Source organism: Pseudomonas sp. KCJK9058 (genome assembly GCF_046230975.1).
Lineage (GTDB): Bacteria > Pseudomonadota > Gammaproteobacteria > Pseudomonadales > Pseudomonadaceae > Aquipseudomonas > Aquipseudomonas alloputida.
The window spans coordinates 66,636-85,509 of record NZ_JBJJLR010000020.1; the positions used below are offsets into that span (position 1 = coordinate 66,636).

14 protein-coding genes and 2 pseudogenes are annotated in these 18,874 nt (G+C 62.6%); 5 read left to right on the forward strand and 11 right to left on the reverse strand.

Annotated elements, in window-relative coordinates; translation table 11 throughout:
• The first annotated feature begins 41 nt into the window (after positions 1-41).
• Positions 42-689 carry a TetR/AcrR family transcriptional regulator gene (locus ACK59Z_RS13255; protein ID WP_129932622.1) on the forward strand — a complete coding sequence of 216 codons (648 nt, stop codon included), beginning with the start codon at positions 42-44 and terminating at the stop codon, positions 687-689.
• A 128-nt stretch (positions 690-817) separates the two neighbouring features.
• On the opposite strand, the gene ACK59Z_RS13260 is transcribed toward ACK59Z_RS13255, so the two are convergent.
• The 6 genes and pseudogenes from ACK59Z_RS13260 to ACK59Z_RS13285 form a co-directional block, all read right to left on the reverse strand.
• Entirely contained in the window at positions 818-3,211 is a 2,394-nt protein-coding gene (locus ACK59Z_RS13260) for a TonB-dependent siderophore receptor (protein WP_070096286.1), read from the reverse strand.
• A gap of 488 nt (positions 3,212-3,699) precedes the next feature.
• Positions 3,700-4,451 (reverse strand): annotated as a pseudogene (locus ACK59Z_RS13265) (hypothetical protein).
• A gap of 478 nt (positions 4,452-4,929) precedes the next feature.
• Positions 4,930-5,382 carry a hypothetical protein gene (locus ACK59Z_RS13270; protein ID WP_003249866.1) on the reverse strand — a complete coding sequence of 151 codons (453 nt, stop codon included), beginning with the start codon at positions 5,380-5,382 and terminating at the stop codon, positions 4,930-4,932.
• A 361-nt stretch (positions 5,383-5,743) separates the two neighbouring features.
• On the reverse strand, positions 5,744-7,135 hold the full coding sequence (locus ACK59Z_RS13275) for an amino acid permease (protein WP_108191935.1): 1,392 nt from the start codon (positions 7,133-7,135) through the stop codon (positions 5,744-5,746).
• Between the two features lie 861 nt (positions 7,136-7,996).
• A complete protein-coding gene (gene gudD / locus ACK59Z_RS13280; protein ID WP_108192137.1) occupies positions 7,997-9,352 on the reverse strand; it encodes a glucarate dehydratase in 1,356 nt (451 codons plus the stop codon).
• A 19-nt stretch (positions 9,353-9,371) separates the two neighbouring features.
• Positions 9,372-10,724: an MFS transporter gene (locus tag ACK59Z_RS13285; RefSeq protein ID WP_108192136.1), complete on the reverse strand. Its 1,353-nt coding sequence runs from the start codon at positions 10,722-10,724 to the stop codon at positions 9,372-9,374.
• A 259-nt stretch (positions 10,725-10,983) separates the two neighbouring features.
• Here ACK59Z_RS13285 and ACK59Z_RS13290 point away from each other — a divergent pair, with 259 nt between their 5' ends.
• Positions 10,984-11,685 (forward strand): FadR/GntR family transcriptional regulator, encoded by a 702-nt coding sequence (locus ACK59Z_RS13290; RefSeq protein ID WP_108192135.1) that lies wholly within the window; start codon positions 10,984-10,986, stop codon positions 11,683-11,685.
• A gap of 88 nt (positions 11,686-11,773) precedes the next feature.
• Here the strand turns inward: ACK59Z_RS13290 and ACK59Z_RS13295 are convergent, their stop codons facing one another.
• The 4 genes from ACK59Z_RS13295 to ACK59Z_RS13310 all read right to left on the reverse strand — a co-directional run bounded on the left by ACK59Z_RS13295 (position 11,774) and on the right by ACK59Z_RS13310 (position 15,124).
• Complete coding sequence (locus tag ACK59Z_RS13295; protein ID WP_409293179.1) at positions 11,774-12,784, reverse strand: zinc-dependent alcohol dehydrogenase family protein; 1,011 nt, start codon at positions 12,782-12,784, stop codon at positions 11,774-11,776.
• 164 nt (positions 12,785-12,948) lie between these two features.
• Positions 12,949-13,539: an HAD family hydrolase gene (locus ACK59Z_RS13300; RefSeq protein WP_409293181.1), complete on the reverse strand. Its 591-nt coding sequence runs from the start codon at positions 13,537-13,539 to the stop codon at positions 12,949-12,951.
• The gene (gene tesB, locus ACK59Z_RS13305; RefSeq protein WP_003249851.1) at positions 13,536-14,405 is read right to left on the reverse strand and encodes an acyl-CoA thioesterase II; all 870 of its coding nucleotides are present in this window, start codon (positions 14,403-14,405) and stop codon (positions 13,536-13,538) included. The genes ACK59Z_RS13300 and tesB overlap by 4 nt, the downstream gene beginning before the upstream one ends.
• A 149-nt stretch (positions 14,406-14,554) precedes the next feature.
• Positions 14,555-15,124, reverse strand: a complete 570-nt coding sequence (locus ACK59Z_RS13310) for a GNAT family N-acetyltransferase (protein WP_003249850.1) — start codon at positions 15,122-15,124, stop codon at positions 14,555-14,557.
• 179 nt (positions 15,125-15,303) lie between these two features.
• Between ACK59Z_RS13310 and ACK59Z_RS13315 the strand changes: the two genes are divergently transcribed.
• From ACK59Z_RS13315 to ACK59Z_RS13325, 3 genes are all read left to right on the forward strand, one after another.
• The gene (locus tag ACK59Z_RS13315; protein WP_014859385.1) at positions 15,304-15,990 is read left to right on the forward strand and encodes a histidine phosphatase family protein; all 687 of its coding nucleotides are present in this window, start codon (positions 15,304-15,306) and stop codon (positions 15,988-15,990) included.
• Positions 15,991-16,201: 211 nt separating this feature from the next.
• Positions 16,202-17,116 (forward strand): histone deacetylase, encoded by a 915-nt coding sequence (locus ACK59Z_RS13320; protein ID WP_108192132.1) that lies wholly within the window; start codon positions 16,202-16,204, stop codon positions 17,114-17,116.
• Positions 17,117-17,264: 148 nt separating this feature from the next.
• A complete protein-coding gene (locus ACK59Z_RS13325; protein WP_341783282.1) occupies positions 17,265-18,503 on the forward strand; it encodes a TIGR03862 family flavoprotein in 1,239 nt (412 codons plus the stop codon).
• A gap of 152 nt (positions 18,504-18,655) precedes the next feature.
• Here ACK59Z_RS13325 and ACK59Z_RS13330 read toward each other — a convergent pair.
• Positions 18,656-18,874: pseudogene (locus ACK59Z_RS13330) on the reverse strand (ATP-dependent helicase); the annotation flags it as partial.

The window sequence follows — 18,874 nt, forward strand, 5'->3', positions numbered from 1 at the left end:
CAGTTGCCACAAAGCGCACATTGAAAAGGGAAGAAATGCCCATGAAAGGAACCACCTCAAAGGCGGAAGCAGCAGGCCGAGGCTCACTGGAAGGCTGGCTTAATGCGGCCTATGAAAGCCTGACCGAGTCAGGTGTGGATGCCGTGCGCGTGATGCCGCTGGCCAAAAAACTGAATTTGTCGCGCACCAGCTTCTACTGGTTTTTCGAAGACCGCGATGCCTTGCTCGTGGCCTTGATCGAGCAATGGAAAAACAAGAACACCTTCAACCTGGTGACCAAATCCCAGGCCTATGCCGAGTCCATCACCGAGGCGATTCTCAACGTCTTCGACTGCTGGCTGAACAGCGAATTGTTCGACTCGCAATTCGAGTTCGCCATGCGCAGTTGGGCGCTGCAGTCGCCGGAAGTGGCGCAGGAAATCGGCCAGGCAGACGCGCAACGCGTCGAGGCATTGCGGCAGATGTTCGACCGTTTCGGCTTTGAACACGATGCTGCGATTACCCGCGCCCGTTCCATCTACCTGACGCAAATCGGCTACATCAGCATGAAAACCCGGGAGCCCCTGGCCCAGCGCATGCGCTACATCCCCGAGTACCTGAAGATATTCACCGGCAGGGAACCGGAAGCCCGTGAGCTGGAGCGCTTTTATCAGCGCAACGGTTTTAGCGGCGCCGATTTGAAGGTCTAAAAACACCGGCTCAACAGTCAGTCTCTTTGAAGATACGGGGGTTCATTGCAAGCTTCAGGATCTTGCGCACCTGTGGGCACGGGTTTACCCGCGAACAGGGGCGCAACCCGTGCCATCCCCTGGCCGCCTTACCAGCTATAACTCACCTTCGCCGTCACCTCCCGCCCCGGGTTGTAGTAATTCGCCGTCCCCGACCCCACCACATGCTGCTCGTCAAACAGGTTGCTCACATTCAGCGCCAGGTCGGTCCCTTTGGCGATCTTGTAGTTCAGCGCCGCATCAAACAACGTGGTCCCATCGCTCTTCTTGGTATTGGCAGCATCCATGTAGTACGCCCCCACATACCGCGCGCCCAGGCCGACGCTCACGTCAGTGCCAGGTATGTCGTAGTAGCTCCACAACGATGCGGTGTGTTTGGGCGCCGTGGTGAACTCATTGCCCTTCAAGGAAGAGCCGTCATACAGCGACCCGCGCAGCACCTCGGACTCCATGTAGGAATAGGCACCAATCACGCTGATGTCTTGCGTGACTTGTGCCTTGGCTTCCAGGTCAAGGCCACGCACGCGTGACTCGCCCACCGTCTGCTGCTCGATGATGCCGCTTGGCAACACCACGGCAATGGTGACGTTCTCCTGGGTCAGGTCATAAACAGCGGCGGAGAAGAGTGCGTCCATGCCCATGGGCGAATACTTGATGCCCACTTCGTATTGCTTGCCGGTCTGCGGGGTAACGCCCACTTGCGGGGGCGAGACGGACTCCACCATGCTCACGTAGGTCGACACTTCATCGTTGACGATATAGGTCAGTGCCGCGCGGTAGGAGGTTTCGGAGAAGTTGTCCTTTTCCGTCTGCTCGCCACCGATGTATTCCTTGCTCGACAGGTCCATCGAGTCATTACGCACGCCTGCGGTCGCGATGACGCGGTCAAAGAACGACAGGTTCTGCTGCAGGAAAACCGCCTTGGTGGTGGCGTCATTCTTTTTGCGGGTATAGGGCGTGATGCCGCCAGGCACGCCGGTGAATACCGGGTTGGCGATGTCGATGGAGGGCGCCAGGCCGTAGACCGAGCTCTGTTTGGTCGTCGAGTCGAGGTACTCGACGCCCACCAGCGTGCTGCTGTCGATGTGCTCGAACTGCGCATCGTACTGCAGCATCAAGTTGCCATTGAGCTGGTCGGCATCGCTGTCGGTGCCGAAGACGTAGCGTGGAATGGTGGTGCCAACACGCGAGGCGTTGTCGCTCAGGTAGACATAGCCGAAGTCATCGGTCAGCTCGCTGTAGCGCAGGTTGCTGCGCAGGGTGAAGCCGTTGTCGAAGTCATGGGTAATATTGCCGCTCAGGCTGGTGCGCTCGACATCGTGGAAGTTGTAGCCGGGCTCGCCGTAGAAGTCGCTGCGGTCGTACTCCTTGTCCAGCGGGTAGCCACCGCTGTTCGGCGAGCTGTTGGTCTTCAGGTAATCCAGCACCACCGTGGCCGAGGTGAAGTCGGTCGGCGCCCAGGTCAGGCCGCCCATCACAAAGCGGTTGTCGTCCTGCGAATGGTCGTACTCGCGGTCGCTGTTCTGCATCTTGGCCGTGAAGCGGCCGGCCAGGGTTTGTTCGTCGTTCAGCGCATCGCCTACATCAATCCCGGTTTCGGCATGGTCATAGGAGCCGTAGGTCACGTAGCCTTGGCCAAACTTCTCGAAGCGTGGTTGCTTGGTCACGAAGTTGACCGAGCCACCCGGGTCTGCCGGGCCGAAAAGGGTGGAGTTGGCACCCCGCAGAATTTCGATACGCTCGTAGGCGTAAGGGTCTTCGCGCACACCGCGCATCGAGCTGAGGGTCAGGCCGTCTCGGTAGGTGGTGGCCTGGAAGCCGCGGATCAGGAAGTAGTCGTTGCGGTCGTCCGAACCGTAGTAGTCGCTGACCACGCCGGGGGTGTACTGCAGCGCCTCTTCGGTGGTGCTGACGCTGCGCTGCTGCATTTCCTTGTTGGTCACCACCGACACGGACGCGGGCGTGTTGAGGATGCTGGTCGCCACCTTGCCCCCAACCCACAGCTCCTTGGCAACCACCGAGTTGGCGTCATCGTCGGCGCTGGCCTTGACCTTGGCGTTGATGATGACAGGTGCCAGGCGGTAGTCCTCGGTCGCGCCCAGTTCCAGCGGGCCGGCAGGCTTTGGTTGCGGTATTACCAGATACGCATTCGGGCCCTGCGGCTCAATCTGCAACTCGGTTCCGCGCAGCAGCGACGACAGTGCCGACCGTGTATCCAGCGCGCCCTGCACCCCGTTGGTATTGCGGTTGGCTACGTTCTGCGCATCGAACGAAAGGCTGATGCCCGCCTCGCGCGCAAAGCGGTCCAGTGCCGGCGCCAGCGGGCCCGCGGGAATGCTCCATTGCTTGAGTGGGCTGTTGTGACCAGCGCTCAAAGGCTGTGCAAGCGACGGCAGTGCGTAGGTGCTGACTGCCAGGCCCAACAGTGCAGCATGCAGGGCACGACTCAAGGGGTGGCGCTGTGGAACCGGGGTAAAACTCATTCTCTCGCTCCGTGTCGGGGGTCGGCGGGCTGGCCTGTAATCCGGCCTTCTCTACATGCCGAACGAGAATGAGAAAACACCTCATTTATTTTTACACTGGGCATCTTGCGCGAACCACCCGCCTACCCCGATACGAAACTGCGTGGTGAATGGCCTTGCGTTGACACAATCGTTGCAGGGAATGGACGGCACACGGGCTGCGAAGCGAGCTTACCCCGATCGACCCGCTTGACCTCAGGGCGCATGGCGTTCTTGGCCATTTCGCCAAGTCGTCCCGCAACGCCCAGCGCTACGAGAGGCAGCAATACCCCGCCCAGGTGTGCGAGGCCTTGGCCTGTATGCCTGTCGAGGCCCTGGCTGCTGGCGCCACGAGTCCCCCAACCGCCTCCGACAGCCCCGCCAGCGGAACAGCCAGCACCCTGGCCCCTGAGGGCTGATCAATTACATCTGGCGCAATCCCTGTAGCGGCCTTGTGTCGCGCATGTCATTCATGGCGCCGGGGCAGATTCGTCACCATCCTGTTCGGGAGCAGCCGACTGCAGCATGTCCATGATGAACCGCTGCGTTTCCGGCAGCTGCTTGCCGAACACCTCATCCAGTTCAGGGGCGACCTGTATTTCGCCTGCACGCAAATCCCTTGCAACCTGGTCCTGGTAACGCTTCACAAAGCGTTGCCGGATGTCCCGCGCTTCGGGGTTATCGCCGCGAACCAGTTCTTCCAGTAGCCCTGCACCGCCCGCATGAAGACCAGGCTGCGCTTGTATTGCAGCTGCCTCAGCCTGGACTGCTCGAGCGCAGCTGCATAATGCATGTCCATCACCTCGAGCCTTGCCTTGAGCAACTCATTACTGCTCTGCAGGGCTGCAAATGCTTCGGACTCGCTAGCCGTCGGTTTAGCCTCAGCGCGCTTGGCCGCGCCGGCGACCTGGGACAATTGCTGGTACATCAGGCCGATGATGGTTTTCTGGCGCTGCACAACAGCCCGAAGCTGCACCGCCTCCTCGAAGTACTGCCTCACGTACCCCCTGAGCGGCTCCAGTTTCTGGTTGGCACATGCCACCCCTGCGTCCCAGCCTTGCGCATAGCCTTGAGAGCGCCCCTCGTCGAAGCCCTCTTTACGACCTTGCTGGCGCCCCTGGCTGCGCCCGACATGCAGGTTGGAGATTGCATGATCGAGCGACCCGGTATATCCACCATCCAGGCCGCCGCCCGCTCTACCCGTACCCCAGTTATTGTCCATTTCGCCATCTCCCTGGTTCGACGCGTCCCTAAAAAATGCGCCGCTAGATTCTGGTCAATGCCAAACCCGATACTGTCGACCGGGTTCAACGCATGATCTTTACCTCGCTCCCAGCTGCTTGCTGGGCCTCGGCCTGAGGCAAGGCAAAATTGCCCAGCCGAGTGCCACGCAGTAACGCCACGCAAACCTGTATGCGCTGAAAGGCGTCACGCCATGAGCTTCAGGACACTGGCTGCAAGTTTCTGAAAACGGTCAAGGACGCCCTGGGTATCCCTGCCCGTTTACGCCAGGTCATCGCCGCCGCCCCCAAGCTACGCATGCAGGTGCATAACACCGCCCGTCATCGCCTCATCACGCATGGTGCGCTGGCAGGTGTGGTCGCAGCGTATCGGTTTCGACCAGGGCAGCGAGCGCAACGGTGAGGTCAGGGGCGGGCGTGGTAGTGACGGCCACTACGAGGGTGAACATCGGCAGATCATCAGCCCTGATTCAACTTCAGAATATGCGTCTTTATGGCCTGCCCGGCAGCATCGACAAGGCTCATATAGAACGCCTTGCCCAGGCCGAGCAACGGTGATCCCTTCAATGATTCAGCCGTTGCCTTCAGCGTGATGACGCCGAACTGCTCTGCGATGGTCTCAATACTGCGCTGGCGCTTCCCAGGCTGGTCGTACGGCTTTTGATACCACGTGGCAATCTGGTACTGGGCGTCCTCTCTTTCGAATGCCGCGTACAAGTGCTGGGCCAGCGCAGTAACCGTTTCACGAATCAGCCCAGGGTCGGTATCGTGATTATTCAGCAACGCCTCGAAAGGGGCATTGGCTACCGCCAGAAGATCTCCGATGGTGTAGCCCGCCATCGGTGGAAACACACCAGGCGGCAACTCGACGGCTGCGCCATTCGCTATAGTTGAACTGCCTTCGTCGTGCATAAAAAGCTCCTTTCTCTTAGCGCAAAGCGCTCTTGTATCCGTGCAAAGCATCCCTGCACGAGAGTGACGAAACGGTGAAGCTCACCACATACTGCATAAAGTCACCAGGCGCAATATTGGTCGGGCGCGCGCCTCTGTCGACAGCCGAACGGTGGGTAAGTGCGGCATCACAACTCTCCACGGCGGCCAGCACGGGCAGGATGAGTTTACACGTGGTCATGCCAGTTTCCTTACTTGAAAAGTCTGCTGGAGCACACCAGAAGAACCGCCCCATGTCTTGCTGCTGAACCTTCGTCTGGCCCAAAAAAACAAAGGGCACCCATCCTCGGGTGCCCTTTGCCTTACAGCCAGGTGAACTGAATCACCCCATCGATCGCGCGCCCACCGGTTGCGCATGGCCCCTCGACGTCACGATTCCCAGGAAGGAAATCACGATCGCCAGGCCCAATGTCGAGCTCACTTCCGCCCGATGCTCAGGCGTGTACATCATCACCGCCAGCGCCCCGGCAATGAAAATGATCACCGCCCAGGTCAGGTACGGGAACAGCCACATGCGGAACTTCAGTTCGGTGTTCTCGCGCTCCAGTCGGCGGCGCATGCGCAGTTGCGAGATGGCGATAACCATGTACACCAACAGGGCGATGGCGCCAGAGCTGGCCAGCAGGAACTCGAACACACCCTTCGGCGCGAAGTAGTTGAGGACTGCGATGGCCGCACCGATCAGGGTGCTGCCGAACACCGCAGCACGCGGTACACCGACCTTGGAGGTCTTGTTGAGGAAGGCCGGGGCGTCACCGCGCTTGGCCAGCGAAAACATCATCCGCGAAGCGATGTAGATGGACGAGTTCATGCAGCTGGTAACGGCTACCAGCACCACCAGGTCGACCATGAACGCGGCGTTGGGGATGTTCATGATTTCCAGCGCACGCTGGTACGAACCCACCACCGCCAGCTGCGGGTCGTTCCACGGCACCACCGAAATGATCACGAAGATCGACAGGATGTAGAAGGTGCTGATACGCCAGATCACCGAGCGGGTGGCCTTGGCGATGTTGCGCGACGGATCGCTGGACTCGGACGCGGCGATGGTCACTGCCTCGGTGCCGATGAAGCTGAACATTACAGTGATGAACGCGCCGACCACCGCCGACCAGCCCTTCGGTGCAAAACCGCCGTATTCGGCAATCAACGTGTTCAGGCCACTGACCTCGCGGTTGGGCAGCCAGCCCATCAGCGCGGCGAAGCCCAGGCCGATGAAGCCCAGGATGGCGGTGACCTTGAGGATGGCGAACCAGAACTCGAACTCGCCGTACTTGGCCACGCTGAACAGGTTGGTACCGGCCAGCAGCAACACCGAAGCCAGGGCGAAGATCCAGCTGTCCACCTGCGGGAACCAGGCGTTCAGCACATGCCCGGCGGCCAATGCTTCGATAGGAATCACCAGTACCCAGAACCACCAGTACAACCAGCCGATGGTATAGCCGGCCCAGCGGCCAATGGCCTGGTCGGCATAGGTGGAAAACGATCCGGTGTCGGGGTGCGCCACGGCCATTTCGCCGAGCATGCGCATGACCAGTACCACCAAGGTCCCGGCCACGAAATAGGAAATTATGGTTGCTGGGCCGGCTGCCGCGATGGCATGGCCAGAGCCGACGAAAAGTCCGGCGCCGATGATGCCGGCGATGGACAGCATCGTTACGTGACGTGGCTTGAAACCTTGTGCAAGGTTGCCATCAGATCCCACGGTGTTCATTGATGTTGTTCTCTTTTTGCTGACACAAGGAAGGACGGGCAGGCGTAGGCGAAAAATATCTCCTTTGAAATCAATAAGTCGACACGTTGTTCGCGCGCTGTTGTTGATATTTGGCACGCGTCACAGAGCAAGGTGTCAGTGCGGTTCGGGGTTCATTTAATCCCCGCATGGCTGTGGGGAATTACACGAGAACGCCACGGAACTGTTCGATCACGACAGGGCATTTCCATCAACGCCAGATGTCGCGAATGGCATATCCGATCGCGCCACAGGCCCAAATGGAGCTTTTGTTTTTCATTTGAATGTGTGTTGCCTGTGCCGGCCCTTTCGCGGGTGAACCCGCTCCTACGACGGAACCTGGCGATGGTACCGATTGAGGAATGCGGTGGCGGGTGCGGCGGTGAATGACTGGGGGTATTGGGCGGCAGGTCCGGCCTATTCGCGGGTGAACCCGCTCCTACGATGGTGCGTGGCAACATCGCCGATTGATGCATGCGGTGGCGGGTGCGGCGGTGAATGACTGGGGGTGTTGGCCGGCAGGTCGGGCCTATTCGCGGGTGAACCCGCTCCTACAACGGAACCTGGCGATGCCACCGATTGATGAATGCGGTGGCGGGTGCGGCGGTGAATGACTGGGGGGATTGGCCGGCAGGTCGGGCCTATTCGCGGGTGAACCCGCTCCTACGACGGTACGGGGCGACGGTGCCGATTGGTGGATGCGGTGGCGGGTGCGGCGGTGAATGACTGGGGTATTGGGCGGCAGGGTCGGCCTATTCGCGGGTGAACCCGCTCCTACGACGGTGCGGGGCGACACCACCGGTTGATGTAGGAGCGGGCTTGCCCGCGAAGAGGCCCGCAGCCTCAACGCACCAGGCAAGGCCTTTTGTTATCGAAGCTCCAACCCGGAATCAGGAACTGCATCGCCACGCTGTCATCCCGCGCACCCAGCCCCATGTTGCGGTAGCACTCATGGGCCTTGGCCAGCTGGTCTTCATCCAGTTCCACGCCCAAACCCGGCCGCGCCGGCACTCGCACATGCCCGTCGACAATGCGCAGCGGCTCACGGGTCAGGCGCTGGCCATCCTGCCAGATCCAGTGGGTGTCGATCGCCGTGATTTCACCCGGCGCCGCAGCCGCCACCTGGGTGAACATCGCCAGCGAAATATCGAAGTGGTTATTGGAATGAGAACCCCAGGTCAGCCCCCAGTCGTTGCACATCTGCGCCACCCGTACCGAACCCTGCAAGGTCCAGAAGTGAGGGTCGGCCAGCGGAATGTCCACCGACTGTAACTGAATGGCATGGCCCATCTGTCGCCAGTCAGTAGCGATCATGTTGGTCGCGGTGGGCAGCCCGGTGGCGCGGCGGAACTCGGCCATCACCTCGCGGCCCGAGTAACCGTTCTCGGCGCCGCAGGGGTCTTCGGCGTAGGCCAGCACATTGTGCTTGTCGCGGCACAGGGCGATGGCCTCCTTCAGCGACCACGCGCCATTGGGGTCGAGCGTGATGCGCGCTTCGGGGAAGCGTTCGGCCAGCGCTGTCACGGCCTCCATCTCTTCTTCACCACGCAGCACGCCGCCCTTGAGCTTGAAGTCGCTGAAGCCATAGCGCGCCTTGGCGGCCTCGGCCAGCCGCACCACTGCTTCCGGAGTCAAGGCCTTTTCATGGCGCAGGCGGAACCAGTCGTCATCGCTGTCGGCTTCGTTGCGGTAGGCCAGGTCGGTCTGCTGGCGGTCGCCGATGTAGAACAGGTAGCCGAGCATCTTCACCGCATCGCGTTGCTGGCCCTCGCCCAGCAATGCTGCCATCGGCACATTCAGGTGCTGGCCGAGCAGGTCGAGCAACGCCGACTCGATGGCCGTCACCGCATGCACGGTGATGCGCAGGTCGAAGGTCTGCAGGCCGCGGCCCGCCGAGTCGCGGTTGGCGAAGGTCTGGCGCATGGCATTGAGCACACGTTGGTAATGGCCGATCGGCTGGCCGACCACCAGGCTGCGGGCGTCCTCCAGGGTCTGGCGAATCTTCTCGCCGCCGGGCACTTCGCCCAGGCCGGTATTGCCGGCGCTGTCGCGCAGCACCACCACGTTGCGGGTGAAGTACGGGCCATGGGCGCCACTGAGGTTGAGCAGCATGCTGTCATGGCCGGCCACGGGGATCACGCGCAAGTCGGTGACCACCGGGGTGCTGGCATGTACGGCGGGATTGGTCTGCATATTCATGGTTGTTGTCTCGCAGTCATCAGTGGGTCTGGCCCAGGGCCGAAGGGGCCTTGAGGTCATCGGAAGGGACGCCCTTGGGGCGAGTGCGTACGAAGAAGATGGCAATCGCCGCCAGCACCGAGGTCACCGCCAGGCCGTACAGCCCGCCCTGGATCGAGCCAGTCTGCTGCTCCAGCAAGCCGAAGGTGGTGGGGGCAACGAAGCCGCCGAGGTTGCCGACCGAGTTGATCAGGGCAATCACCGCCGCAGCGATGCGGGCGTCCAGATAGCCCTGGGGGATTGGCCAGAACAGTGACGACGCTGACTTGAAGCCGATCGCGGCGAAGCACACGGCGACGAAGGCAAACACCGGCCCACCCGTGGTGGACATGAACATGCCCGTGGCAGCGACCAGCAGGGCGCCGGCCACCCAGGCCTGCTGGAACTTCCAGCGAGCGGAACCGGCGGCGAAGGCGTACATGGCCAGGATCGAGATCAGCCAAGGGATCGAGTTGAAGAAACCGACCTGCATGTCACTGAGGTCGCCCATGCGCTTGATGATGCTGGGCAGCCAGAAGGTGGCGGCATAGATGGTCAGCTGGATACAGAAGTAGATCAGGCAGAACAGCACGATCTGGCGGTCCTTGAGCAGGCTCCAGGCCGACGGCCTGACCGTGCCGATGGCCTCACGCGCTTGCTGCTCGCGGTCGATGGTGGCGACCAGCGCGTCCTGCTCGGCCTTGCTCAGCCACTTGGCGTCCTGCGGCTTGGAGTCGAGCCAGAAGAACACGAAGAAGCACAGCACCACCGAGGCCATGCCTTCAATGAACAGCATCCACTGCCAACCATGCAGGCCCAGGCCCTGGATCTGCATCAACGCCCCGGCCAGCGGCCCGGAAATCAACGAAGCCAGCGCCGAGCCACTGAGGAAGATGGCAATGGCCTTGCCGCGCTCTGCCGCCGGCAGCCAGCGGGTGAAGTAGTAGATCACGCCAGGAAAGAAGCCTGCTTCGGCCACCCCGAGCAGAAAACGCAACACGTAGAACTGGGTTTCGTTCTGCACGAAGGCCATGGCCGTGGCCACCAGCCCCCAGGTGAACATGATACGGGTCAGCCACAGCCGGGCACCGACCTTTTGCAACAGCATGTTCGAAGGGACTTCGAACAGCGCGTAACCGATGAAGAACAGCCCGGCACCAAAGCCAAAGGCCGCAGCGCTGATGCCCAGGTCGCTTTCCAGGTGCGGGCGGACGAAGCCAATGTTGACGCGGTCGAGGTAGTTGACGATGAACATGATGACGAACAGCGGCAGGACGTGGCGCTTGACCTTGGCCACGGCACTGGCCAACGCGTCGCCTTCATGCCGGGCAGACGGAGCGAGGGTGTCGTTCACTTGCGGATCTCCCACTAATTGTTTTTGTGCGGGTCGGGTTGTCTGACATGGCAGTGGGGAGGAGCTTATTCGCAGCGAGGTTGTACGACAAGATCATTAACGTCGGCAAAATAGCAAAATACAAGCTGTCATAATGCCAATTTGATCCTAACGTGCAAAAACAGCTCAACTACATGCTGAATTGGATGCGCGAAAAATCGGCAAAAAATATTTCTATCGATTAACTTGTCGTACAAGCAAATCAAGAAGCGGATCACACATGGAACCCGAACACGCGCGCAAACGCGGCCATAGCCGTGCCCATGACCTGGTTTCCAGCCTGACCCAGCAGATTTTGCTGGGCACCTTCAAACCAGGCGACAAACTGCCTTCGGAAAACACCTTGGTGCGCGAGCACGGGGTAAGCCGCACGGTGGTTCGCGAAGCCTTGTCGAAGCTGCAGGCCTCTGGACTGGTGGAGCCGCGCCACGGGATCGGTACGTTCGTGATGGAGCGCCAGGCCCAGGCCGGGCTGCACGTGGCGGCGGAGAGCGCGGCGAATGTGCGCGATCTGCTGGAGCTGCGTATTGGCCTTGAGGGCCAGGCTGCCGCGCTGGCCGCACTGCGTCGTGATGAGGGGCAACTGGCGCGCATGCGCCAGGCGCTGGATGACTATCAGGACCTGGCCGCTGCCGGCGACAGCTGCATCGAAGCCGACCGGCGCTTTCACCTGCTGATTGCCGAGGCCACCGGCAATCTGTATTTCACCGAGATGCTGCTGCAACTGGGTAACGGCCTGATACCGCGCAACCGCATGGCCCTGGCCGAGCGCGCGGGGGCCAAGCTGGCGCGGCAAGCGTACCTGGCCAACCTGGAGCATGAGGCGATCCTCAATGCCATCCGCCGACAAGACCCGGATGCCGCACGGGCGGCCGTGTGCCTGCACCTGTCCAACAGCCGCGACCGGCTATTGCCGGACTGACTGTCAGGCAGTGCAAGGCCTCGGGCTTGATGTTACGAACAGAGTGGCATGCAGGGTGGCCGTTACAGCCAGCTACCCTGCCCTCACTTCACCAGGTCAGGCAGATCTTGCCGAAATGCCGGTTGCTCTCCTGGTACCGGAACGCCTCGACGATCTGTTCCAGCTCGAAATGCTTGTCCACCACCGGCCGCAGGCCGTTGGCGTCGATCGCCCGCACCATCGCCTGCTGCTGCGCTCGGCTGCCAACCAGCACCCCTTGCAGCCGAATCTGCCGCACCAGCGCCTGCACCAGCGGCAACTGCCCGGCCACCCCGGTAAGGATGCCGATCAGCGAAACATGCCCGCCAATGCGCGCAGCAATCATCGACTGCTCCAGCGTCGCCGGGCCGCCCACTTCAATCACATGATCGACACCGCGGTTGCCAGTCAGCTCGCGCACCTTCTCACCCCAGGCCGGGGTGCTCTTGTAGTTGATCAGGTGGTCGGCACCCAGGGCCTTCAGGCGCTCCAGCTTGGCATCGCTGGACGAGGTGGCGATCACGGTCGCGCCCGCCAGCTTGGCGAACTGCAGGGCGAAAATCGACACACCGCCGGTACCCTGCACCAGCACCGTGTCGCCGGGCTTGAGGTGATCATCGCTCATCAGCGCGCGCCAGGCGGTAAGGCCGGCGGTGGTCAGGGTGGCAGCCTCGGCATGGCTGAAACCCTGGGGTGCCAGGGTGAAGGCGGTGGCGCGGGCAGTCACCTGTTCACGGGCGTAGCCATCGATGCCGTCGCCGGGCACCCGGGCAAAGCCCTCGACCTTGGCCTGGCCATCGAGCCAGTCGGGGAAGAAGGTGCTGACCACATTGTCGCCGACCTGGAACTCAGTGACGCCAGCCCCCACCGCAAGCACCTCGCCGGCGCCATCGGCCATGGGGATGCGTCGCTCGCTTGGGCCCCACATGCCGCTGACCACGGCGAAATCGTGGTAGTTGAGGGAACTGGCGTGCAGGCGCACGGTAATCTCGCCGGCCTGGGGGGCCTGGGCCTCGCAGGTGCCGACCTCGACCTTGTCGTAGCCGCCGCCGGGTTGTACGTAGATGGCCTTGCTGCTCATGGGTGGGTCTCCGTATCAGAGCAAAGAATGGGGTTCAGCATAGACAGATCCGGCCCTTTCGCGGGCACGCCCGCCCCCACAGGGGCACCACAGGCCCCGAGACGTGCGCAATACCTGTGGGAGCGGGCATGCCCGCGAAGAGGCCCGCATGGCCAACACACGCATCAGCCCAGCATCACCTTCAACGCTCGACAATCCGCCGCATGCCAATCCACCAGCTCTGGCCAGGGGTTGTCCGGCAGGTTCACCAGCACCGTGCGTGCCCCCGCCGCCCGCCCACAGTCCAGGTCAAAGCGGTAATCCCCCACCATCACCAGTTCGCTCGGCGTCACGCCCCAGGCGCTGGCAATCTTCAGCAGCCCATCCGGGCTCGGCTTGGGCGCAGCCTCGTCACGCCCGAGAATGTGTTCCACCGGGAAGCAGTCCGCCAGGCCGATGGCCTCCAGCGTTACATGCGCCAGCTCACGCGCATTGCGGGTCAGAATACCCAGCCGGCACCCGCGCCCGGCCAACTCGCGCACCAGCTCCACCGCCCCGGTGGCCGCCGTGGAGGCCGTTGCCAGGTACCTTTCGTGCTCCAGCAACCAGGCATGCTTGGCCGCCGCTTCCTCTGCCGGCAAGGCCGCCAGGTGGGTGAGGATGTCGTGTTCGGCCGGGATGTCCAGCGCCACCCGAATGGCGGCGAAGTCGTGCACGGCCACGGTCAGGGTGCCGTCCATGTCGAACACCCAGTTGCGCACCTCGCCCAGGCTCATGCCCAGTCCTTGCGATGGCGAATCAGGCCTTCCTGGCTCGACGATGCCACCAGTTGCCCGGCCTGGTTGAAAATGCTGCCGCGGCAGAAGCCACGGGAATTACCGGCCCAGGGGCTATCGGTGGCGTACAGGAGCCACTCGTCGGCGCGCAGGTTGCCGTGAAACCACAGCGAATGGTCCAAGCTGGCGATCTGCATGTCGCGCTGCCACACCGATTTGCCATGGGGCAGCAACGCCGTGGTCAGCAGGCCGAAGTCCGAGGCGTAGGCCAGCATGTACTTGTGCAGGGCAGGCACGTCCGGCAGGTTGCCGTCGGCGCGGAACCAGGCGTATTTCACCGGGTCGCCCGGCTTGGGGTTGAACGGGTCGCGCTCGGTGACCGGGCGGATCTCGATCGGCTTGGCACACAGCACCTTGTCGCGAATGCGCTCGGGCAACTGGTCGGCCATGGCACGGGCCAGTTCGACTTCGGTAGGCAGGTTTTCCGGGCCGACCACGTCAGGCATCTGCGCCTGGTGCTCGAAGCCTTCCTCGTCGTACTGGAACGACGCGCTGCAGGTGAAGATGGTCTGGCCCTTCTGGATCGCCGTCACCCGTCTTGTACTGAAGCTGCCGCCATCGCGTACGCGGTCTACCGAGTACACCACTGGAAGGCTGGCATCGCCCGGGCGCAGGAAGTAGCCGTGCAACGAATGCACATGGCGCGCGTCCTCGACTGTCTGGCTGGCAGCCGACAACGACTGGCCCAGCACTTGGCCACCGTAAAGCTGGCGGAAGCCCAGGTCCTGGCTACGTCCACGGAACAGGTTCTCCTCGATGGATTCGAGGCTCAACAGGTCGACCAGGTCGTCCAACACATGACTCATCGGCGGTTCTCCGTAGGAGCGAGCCTAGCTCGCGATGCGCCGCCCGAGCGGCGCTCGATTTCACAGGCGCTGAACGTGTTACGGGCAAGCGCCTTCCAAGTAGGCAAATGATACAGCTTTTGTCATTCGCGCCGGGCATGGCAGTGCATTCAGGCGCGCAGGGTGCGCTCCCAGTGCGCGCGATCGATCCGGTACAGCACATGCGGGCGCAGCGGGTGGCCGATGGGCAGGCGGGGGTGTTCGAAGCTGCCGTGCAGGTCCTGCTGCATGCCGATGGCTTGCATCACCTTTTGCGACGGCAGGTTGCATTCGCTGGTGAACGACACGACCTCCTCCAGGCGCAATTGGGCAAAGGCACAACGCAAGCAGGTCCACGCCGCCTCGCTGGCAAAGCCCAGGCCCCAGTGGCGACGTGCCAGGCGCCAGCCGATCTCCACCGCCGGGGCAAAAGGCGCATCGAAGTTGACATTGAGCAACCCGGTCATGCCAATGAACGCACCACTGTCCTTGCGCTCCAGGGCCCACAAACCAAAACCGTACTCATTGAAATGCCCACGCACGCGGCCGATCAACGCAGCCGCCTCAACGCGCGTCAGCGGCGCCGGAAAGTAGCGCATCACCTGTGGGTCGGCGCACAGTGCGGCGAACTCGCGCAAGTCATCGTCATGCCATTGGCGCAACACCAGCCGTGCGCTTTCCAGTTCGAGGATGGGGGTCATCGGGCCTGCTCCGGTTTACCGCCTTGCAGTTTACAGCGTAGGCGCGGGCGCGGGTTTCACCCAGCCGGCAGCCGCCAAATGCAATTTTCACACGCCCTTCACCGGCCCCCGACAGGCCGCTTGGCAGGATCCCGCCATCCACCACCGCGCCAGCCGCGGCACTGCCAACGGAGCAACGCATGCTATCGAGCAACACCCTGGGACACCCCGCCATTCATGCCCGGCGCAAGCGACGCCTGACTCGCAAAGCCGTCGGAGCCGCCCTGGGCCTGTGCATGGTCGTGGCGGCGTTGACCACCTGGCTGGCGACGAGGACGCATATCGTGGACCTTGGCAACGAGCAACAACTGACTGACAGTGGCCTGCTGCAGGACTGGGCCGACGGTGCGGTGATCGTGATGATCCGCCACGCCGAACGCTGCGACAGCGCCCCCGGCCCCTGCCTGGACGACCCCACGGGGATCACCCTGAGCGGCAGCCAGGCCGCTGCCCGCGTTGGCCAAGGGCTGCACCAGCTGGGCCTGAACAAAGCCGACCTGCTCAGCAGCCCGAAACTGCGCACCCGGCAAACCGCACACTTCATACTGGGTCAGGCGGTGGCCAGCGAGGACTGGCTCGAAAGCTGCGACAGCCAGTTCGCCAACGAAGCGCTTGCACACAAACGCGCGGGCCACAACCTGGTGCTGGTGACTCACAACGGCTGCATCGACCACTTTGCCCGCCAGCAGCACGTTGCTGGCGGCGAACGTCAAAGCAACTATGCCAGCGCCCTGTTCGTATCGGTGGATGGCAATGGCAAGGCACGCATCCTCGGGCGACTGAACGAACCTGACTGGCAACGCGTATTGGCCAGCACAGGAAAATAGCCTCTGTGGGAGCGGCCTTGTGTCGCGATTGGGCTGCGCAGCAGCCCCAAAATTTCAGCGCAGATGCACACATTGCTGGGGCTGCTGCGCAGCCCAATCGCGACACAAGGCCGCTCCCACAAAGGGCCGGTACCGGCGCAAGAAACAGGTACTCCCATTGCAGTCACCCGTCATGGCAAGATCAGCACTGGCCCTGATTGCGACCCCATCCATGCCGTTGCCGTTGATCTACCACGAAGATTACAGCCCGGAGTTCCCCGCTGAACACCGCTTCCCGATGGACAAGTTCCGCCTGCTGCACGACCACCTGGTTGGCAGCGGGCTGACCACCGACCAGGCCCTGCTGCGCCCGGACATCTGCCCCAACGACATCCTCGCCCTGGCCCACGACCGCAGCTACATTGAGCGCTACATGAACGGCGAGCTGTCGCGCGAGGACCAGCGCCGCCTCGGCCTGCCCTGGAGCGAGGCCCTGGCCCGGCGTACCGTGCGCGCCGTCGGCGGCTCACTGCTGACTGCCGAGATGGCACTGCAGCACGGCATCGCCTGCCACCTCGCCGGTGGCACCCACCACGCCCATTACGACCACCCCGCCGGCTTCTGTATTTTCAACGACCTGGCGGTCATCAGCCGCTACCTGCTGGAAGCAGGCCGGGTACACCGGGTGCTGATCTTCGACTGCGACGTGCACCAGGGTGACGGCACCGCGCGCATCCTGCACGACACGCCCGAGGCCATCACCGTGTCGCTGCACTGCGAGCAGAACTTCCCCGCCCGCAAGGCACAAAGCGACTGGGACATCCCCCTGCTCCGAGGCATGGGCGACACTGCCTACCTGAAGGTGGTGGACGACGCCCTCAACTACCTGTTGCCGCTTTATCAACCCGACCTGGTGCTGTATGACGCCGGTGTCGATGTGCACAAGGACGATGCCCTGGGCTACCTGCAGCTGACCGACGCAGGCGTTGCCGCCCGTGACGAAGCCGTGTTGCGCCACTGCCTGGGCCGCGATATCCCGGTGATGGGCGTGATCGGCGGAGGCTACAGCAAGGACCGCACAGCCTTGGCCAGACGCCACGGCATCCTTCACCACAGCGCGGCACGTGTCATAGGTTGTTCACAATGACTGTGGAACCGCTTGTGGATAACCTGCGCGAAAGGCGCTGTAGCCCTTTACTGGCAAGGCCTGCATAACACTGGCTGTTTTTTGATCAGTGCTTCCATGGGCAGCGCTGCGGTAGAATGCGCCTCTTTTCCACAGCCTGCTGCCCACCATGCCCGATCTGACCCCCGCATCCCCTCCCCCCGCTGTCGTCATCGGTGGCGGCCCCGCCGGCCTGATGGCTGCCGAAGCACTGGCCAATGCAGGCCTGGCGGTCGAGGTGTTCGATGCCATGCCTTCAGTGGGCCGCAAGTTCCTGCTGGCGGGCGTCGGCGGCATGAACATCACCCATTCCGAGCCCTACCCGGCGTTCGTAGCACGCTATGCCGAACGCCAAGGCGAAATCGAGGCCCTGCTACGCGACTTCGATGCTGACGCGTTGCGCCAGTGGATTCATGGTTTGGGCATCGAAACCTTCGTCGGCACCTCGGGCCGGGTGTTCCCCACCGACATGAAAGCCGCACCGTTGCTGCGTGCCTGGCTCAAGCGCCTGCGCGACAACGGGGTAGTTATCCACACCCGCCATCGCTGGTTGGGCTGGAACACCGATGGCAGCTTGCGAATTGCTTATCCACAGGGTGAACGTCAGGTGAAAGCCTCGGTCGTGGTGCTGGCGCTGGGTGGCGCCAGCTGGGCGCGCCTGGGTTCTGACGGCAGCTGGCAACCGCTGCTGGCAGAGCGGGCTGTGGATATCTCGCCTTTGCAGCCGAGCAACTGCGGTTTTGAAGTAGAGGGCTGGAGCGCGCTGCTCAAGGACAAGTTCGCGGGCGCACCGCTGAAGAACATCGCCCTCAGCGTCCCGGGCAGCGCACCGCGCAAGGGCGAGTTCATCCTCACCGCTCAAGGTGTGGAAGGCAGCCTGGTGTACGCCTGGTCGGCACCGGTACGCGAGGCCATTCACCGTGAAGGCCGCGGGGTGTTGTTGCTCGACCTGCTGCCGGACAAGCCTGTGGACAAGATTGCCCAGGCATTGGCCAAACCACGCGGTTCACGCTCCATGGCCAAGCACCTGCACAGCCAGCTGGGGATTGATGGGGTCAAGGCCGCACTGCTGCGCGAACTGACCGATCAGGCGACCTTTGCCGACGTTGATGCTTTGGCCCGCGCCATCAAGGCATTGCCTATCACCCTGGTCCGCACGCGGCCGCTGGATGAAGCGATCAGCAGTGCCGGCGGGGTCCGCTTCGAGGGGCTGGATGAGGGGTTGATGGTCAAGGCCGTGCCGGGGGTGTTCTGTGCCGGCGAGATGCTGGACTGGGAGGCGCCGACCGGGGGTTATCTGCTCACGGCGTGCTTTGCCAGCGGCTTGCGCGCCGGGCGGGCAGCGGCGGATTGGGTTCGGGCTTCCTGACAGCTTGCCGGGGCGGCTTCCACAAGTACTGCGTCAATCCAGATTGCGCAGCCCATGTGGGAGCAACTATCTTGCTCAATTTCTGAAAGCTGGCGCGATCCTTGTGGGAGCGGCCTTGCGTCGCGAATGGGCCGCAAAGCGGCCCCAAAGCCTCAAGGCTTGCGCTTGCGCGGCCCACCATTGAAGCTCGGCACCTTGCGTACAGCCTTCACCGCCGGTTCCGCACTGCCAGCTTCACTGCTGTCCATCCAGCGCCCCAGCCCGCGCTTGGCGCTGTTTTCTTTCGGCTTCTTGGGCTTCTTTGGTTTCTTGATAACCTGCCCACTGGCATCGGTCATCGGTACTCGGTGCTCGGGGATGAAATCCGGCTC

Bases quoted from the DNA above. Each gene is read 5' to 3' on its own strand.
- ACK59Z_RS13295 (WP_409293179.1), bottom strand. From the start codon at position 12,784: ATGAGCAGCAAGGCCATCTACGTACAACCCGGCGGCGGCTACGACAAG.
- ACK59Z_RS13320 (WP_108192132.1), top strand. From the start codon at position 16,202: ATGCCGTTGCCGTTGATCTACCACGAAGATTACAGCCCGGAGTTCCCC.
- ACK59Z_RS13260 (WP_070096286.1), bottom strand. From the start codon at position 3,211: ATGAGTTTTACCCCGGTTCCACAGCGCCACCCCTTGAGTCGTGCCCTG.
- ACK59Z_RS13325 (WP_341783282.1), top strand. From the start codon at position 17,265: ATGCCCGATCTGACCCCCGCATCCCCTCCCCCCGCTGTCGTCATCGGT.
- ACK59Z_RS13270 (WP_003249866.1), bottom strand. From the start codon at position 5,382: ATGCACGACGAAGGCAGTTCAACTATAGCGAATGGCGCAGCCGTCGAG.
- tesB (WP_003249851.1), bottom strand. From the start codon at position 14,405: ATGAGTCATGTGTTGGACGACCTGGTCGACCTGTTGAGCCTCGAATCC.
- ACK59Z_RS13315 (WP_014859385.1), top strand. From the start codon at position 15,304: ATGCTATCGAGCAACACCCTGGGACACCCCGCCATTCATGCCCGGCGC.
- ACK59Z_RS13300 (WP_409293181.1), bottom strand. From the start codon at position 13,539: ATGAGCCTGGGCGAGGTGCGCAACTGGGTGTTCGACATGGACGGCACC.
- ACK59Z_RS13310 (WP_003249850.1), bottom strand. From the start codon at position 15,124: ATGACCCCCATCCTCGAACTGGAAAGCGCACGGCTGGTGTTGCGCCAA.
- gudD (WP_108192137.1), bottom strand. From the start codon at position 9,352: ATGAATATGCAGACCAATCCCGCCGTACATGCCAGCACCCCGGTGGTC.
- ACK59Z_RS13255 (WP_129932622.1), top strand. From the start codon at position 42: ATGAAAGGAACCACCTCAAAGGCGGAAGCAGCAGGCCGAGGCTCACTG.
- ACK59Z_RS13275 (WP_108191935.1), bottom strand. From the start codon at position 7,135: ATGAACACCGTGGGATCTGATGGCAACCTTGCACAAGGTTTCAAGCCA.
- ACK59Z_RS13290 (WP_108192135.1), top strand. From the start codon at position 10,984: ATGGAACCCGAACACGCGCGCAAACGCGGCCATAGCCGTGCCCATGAC.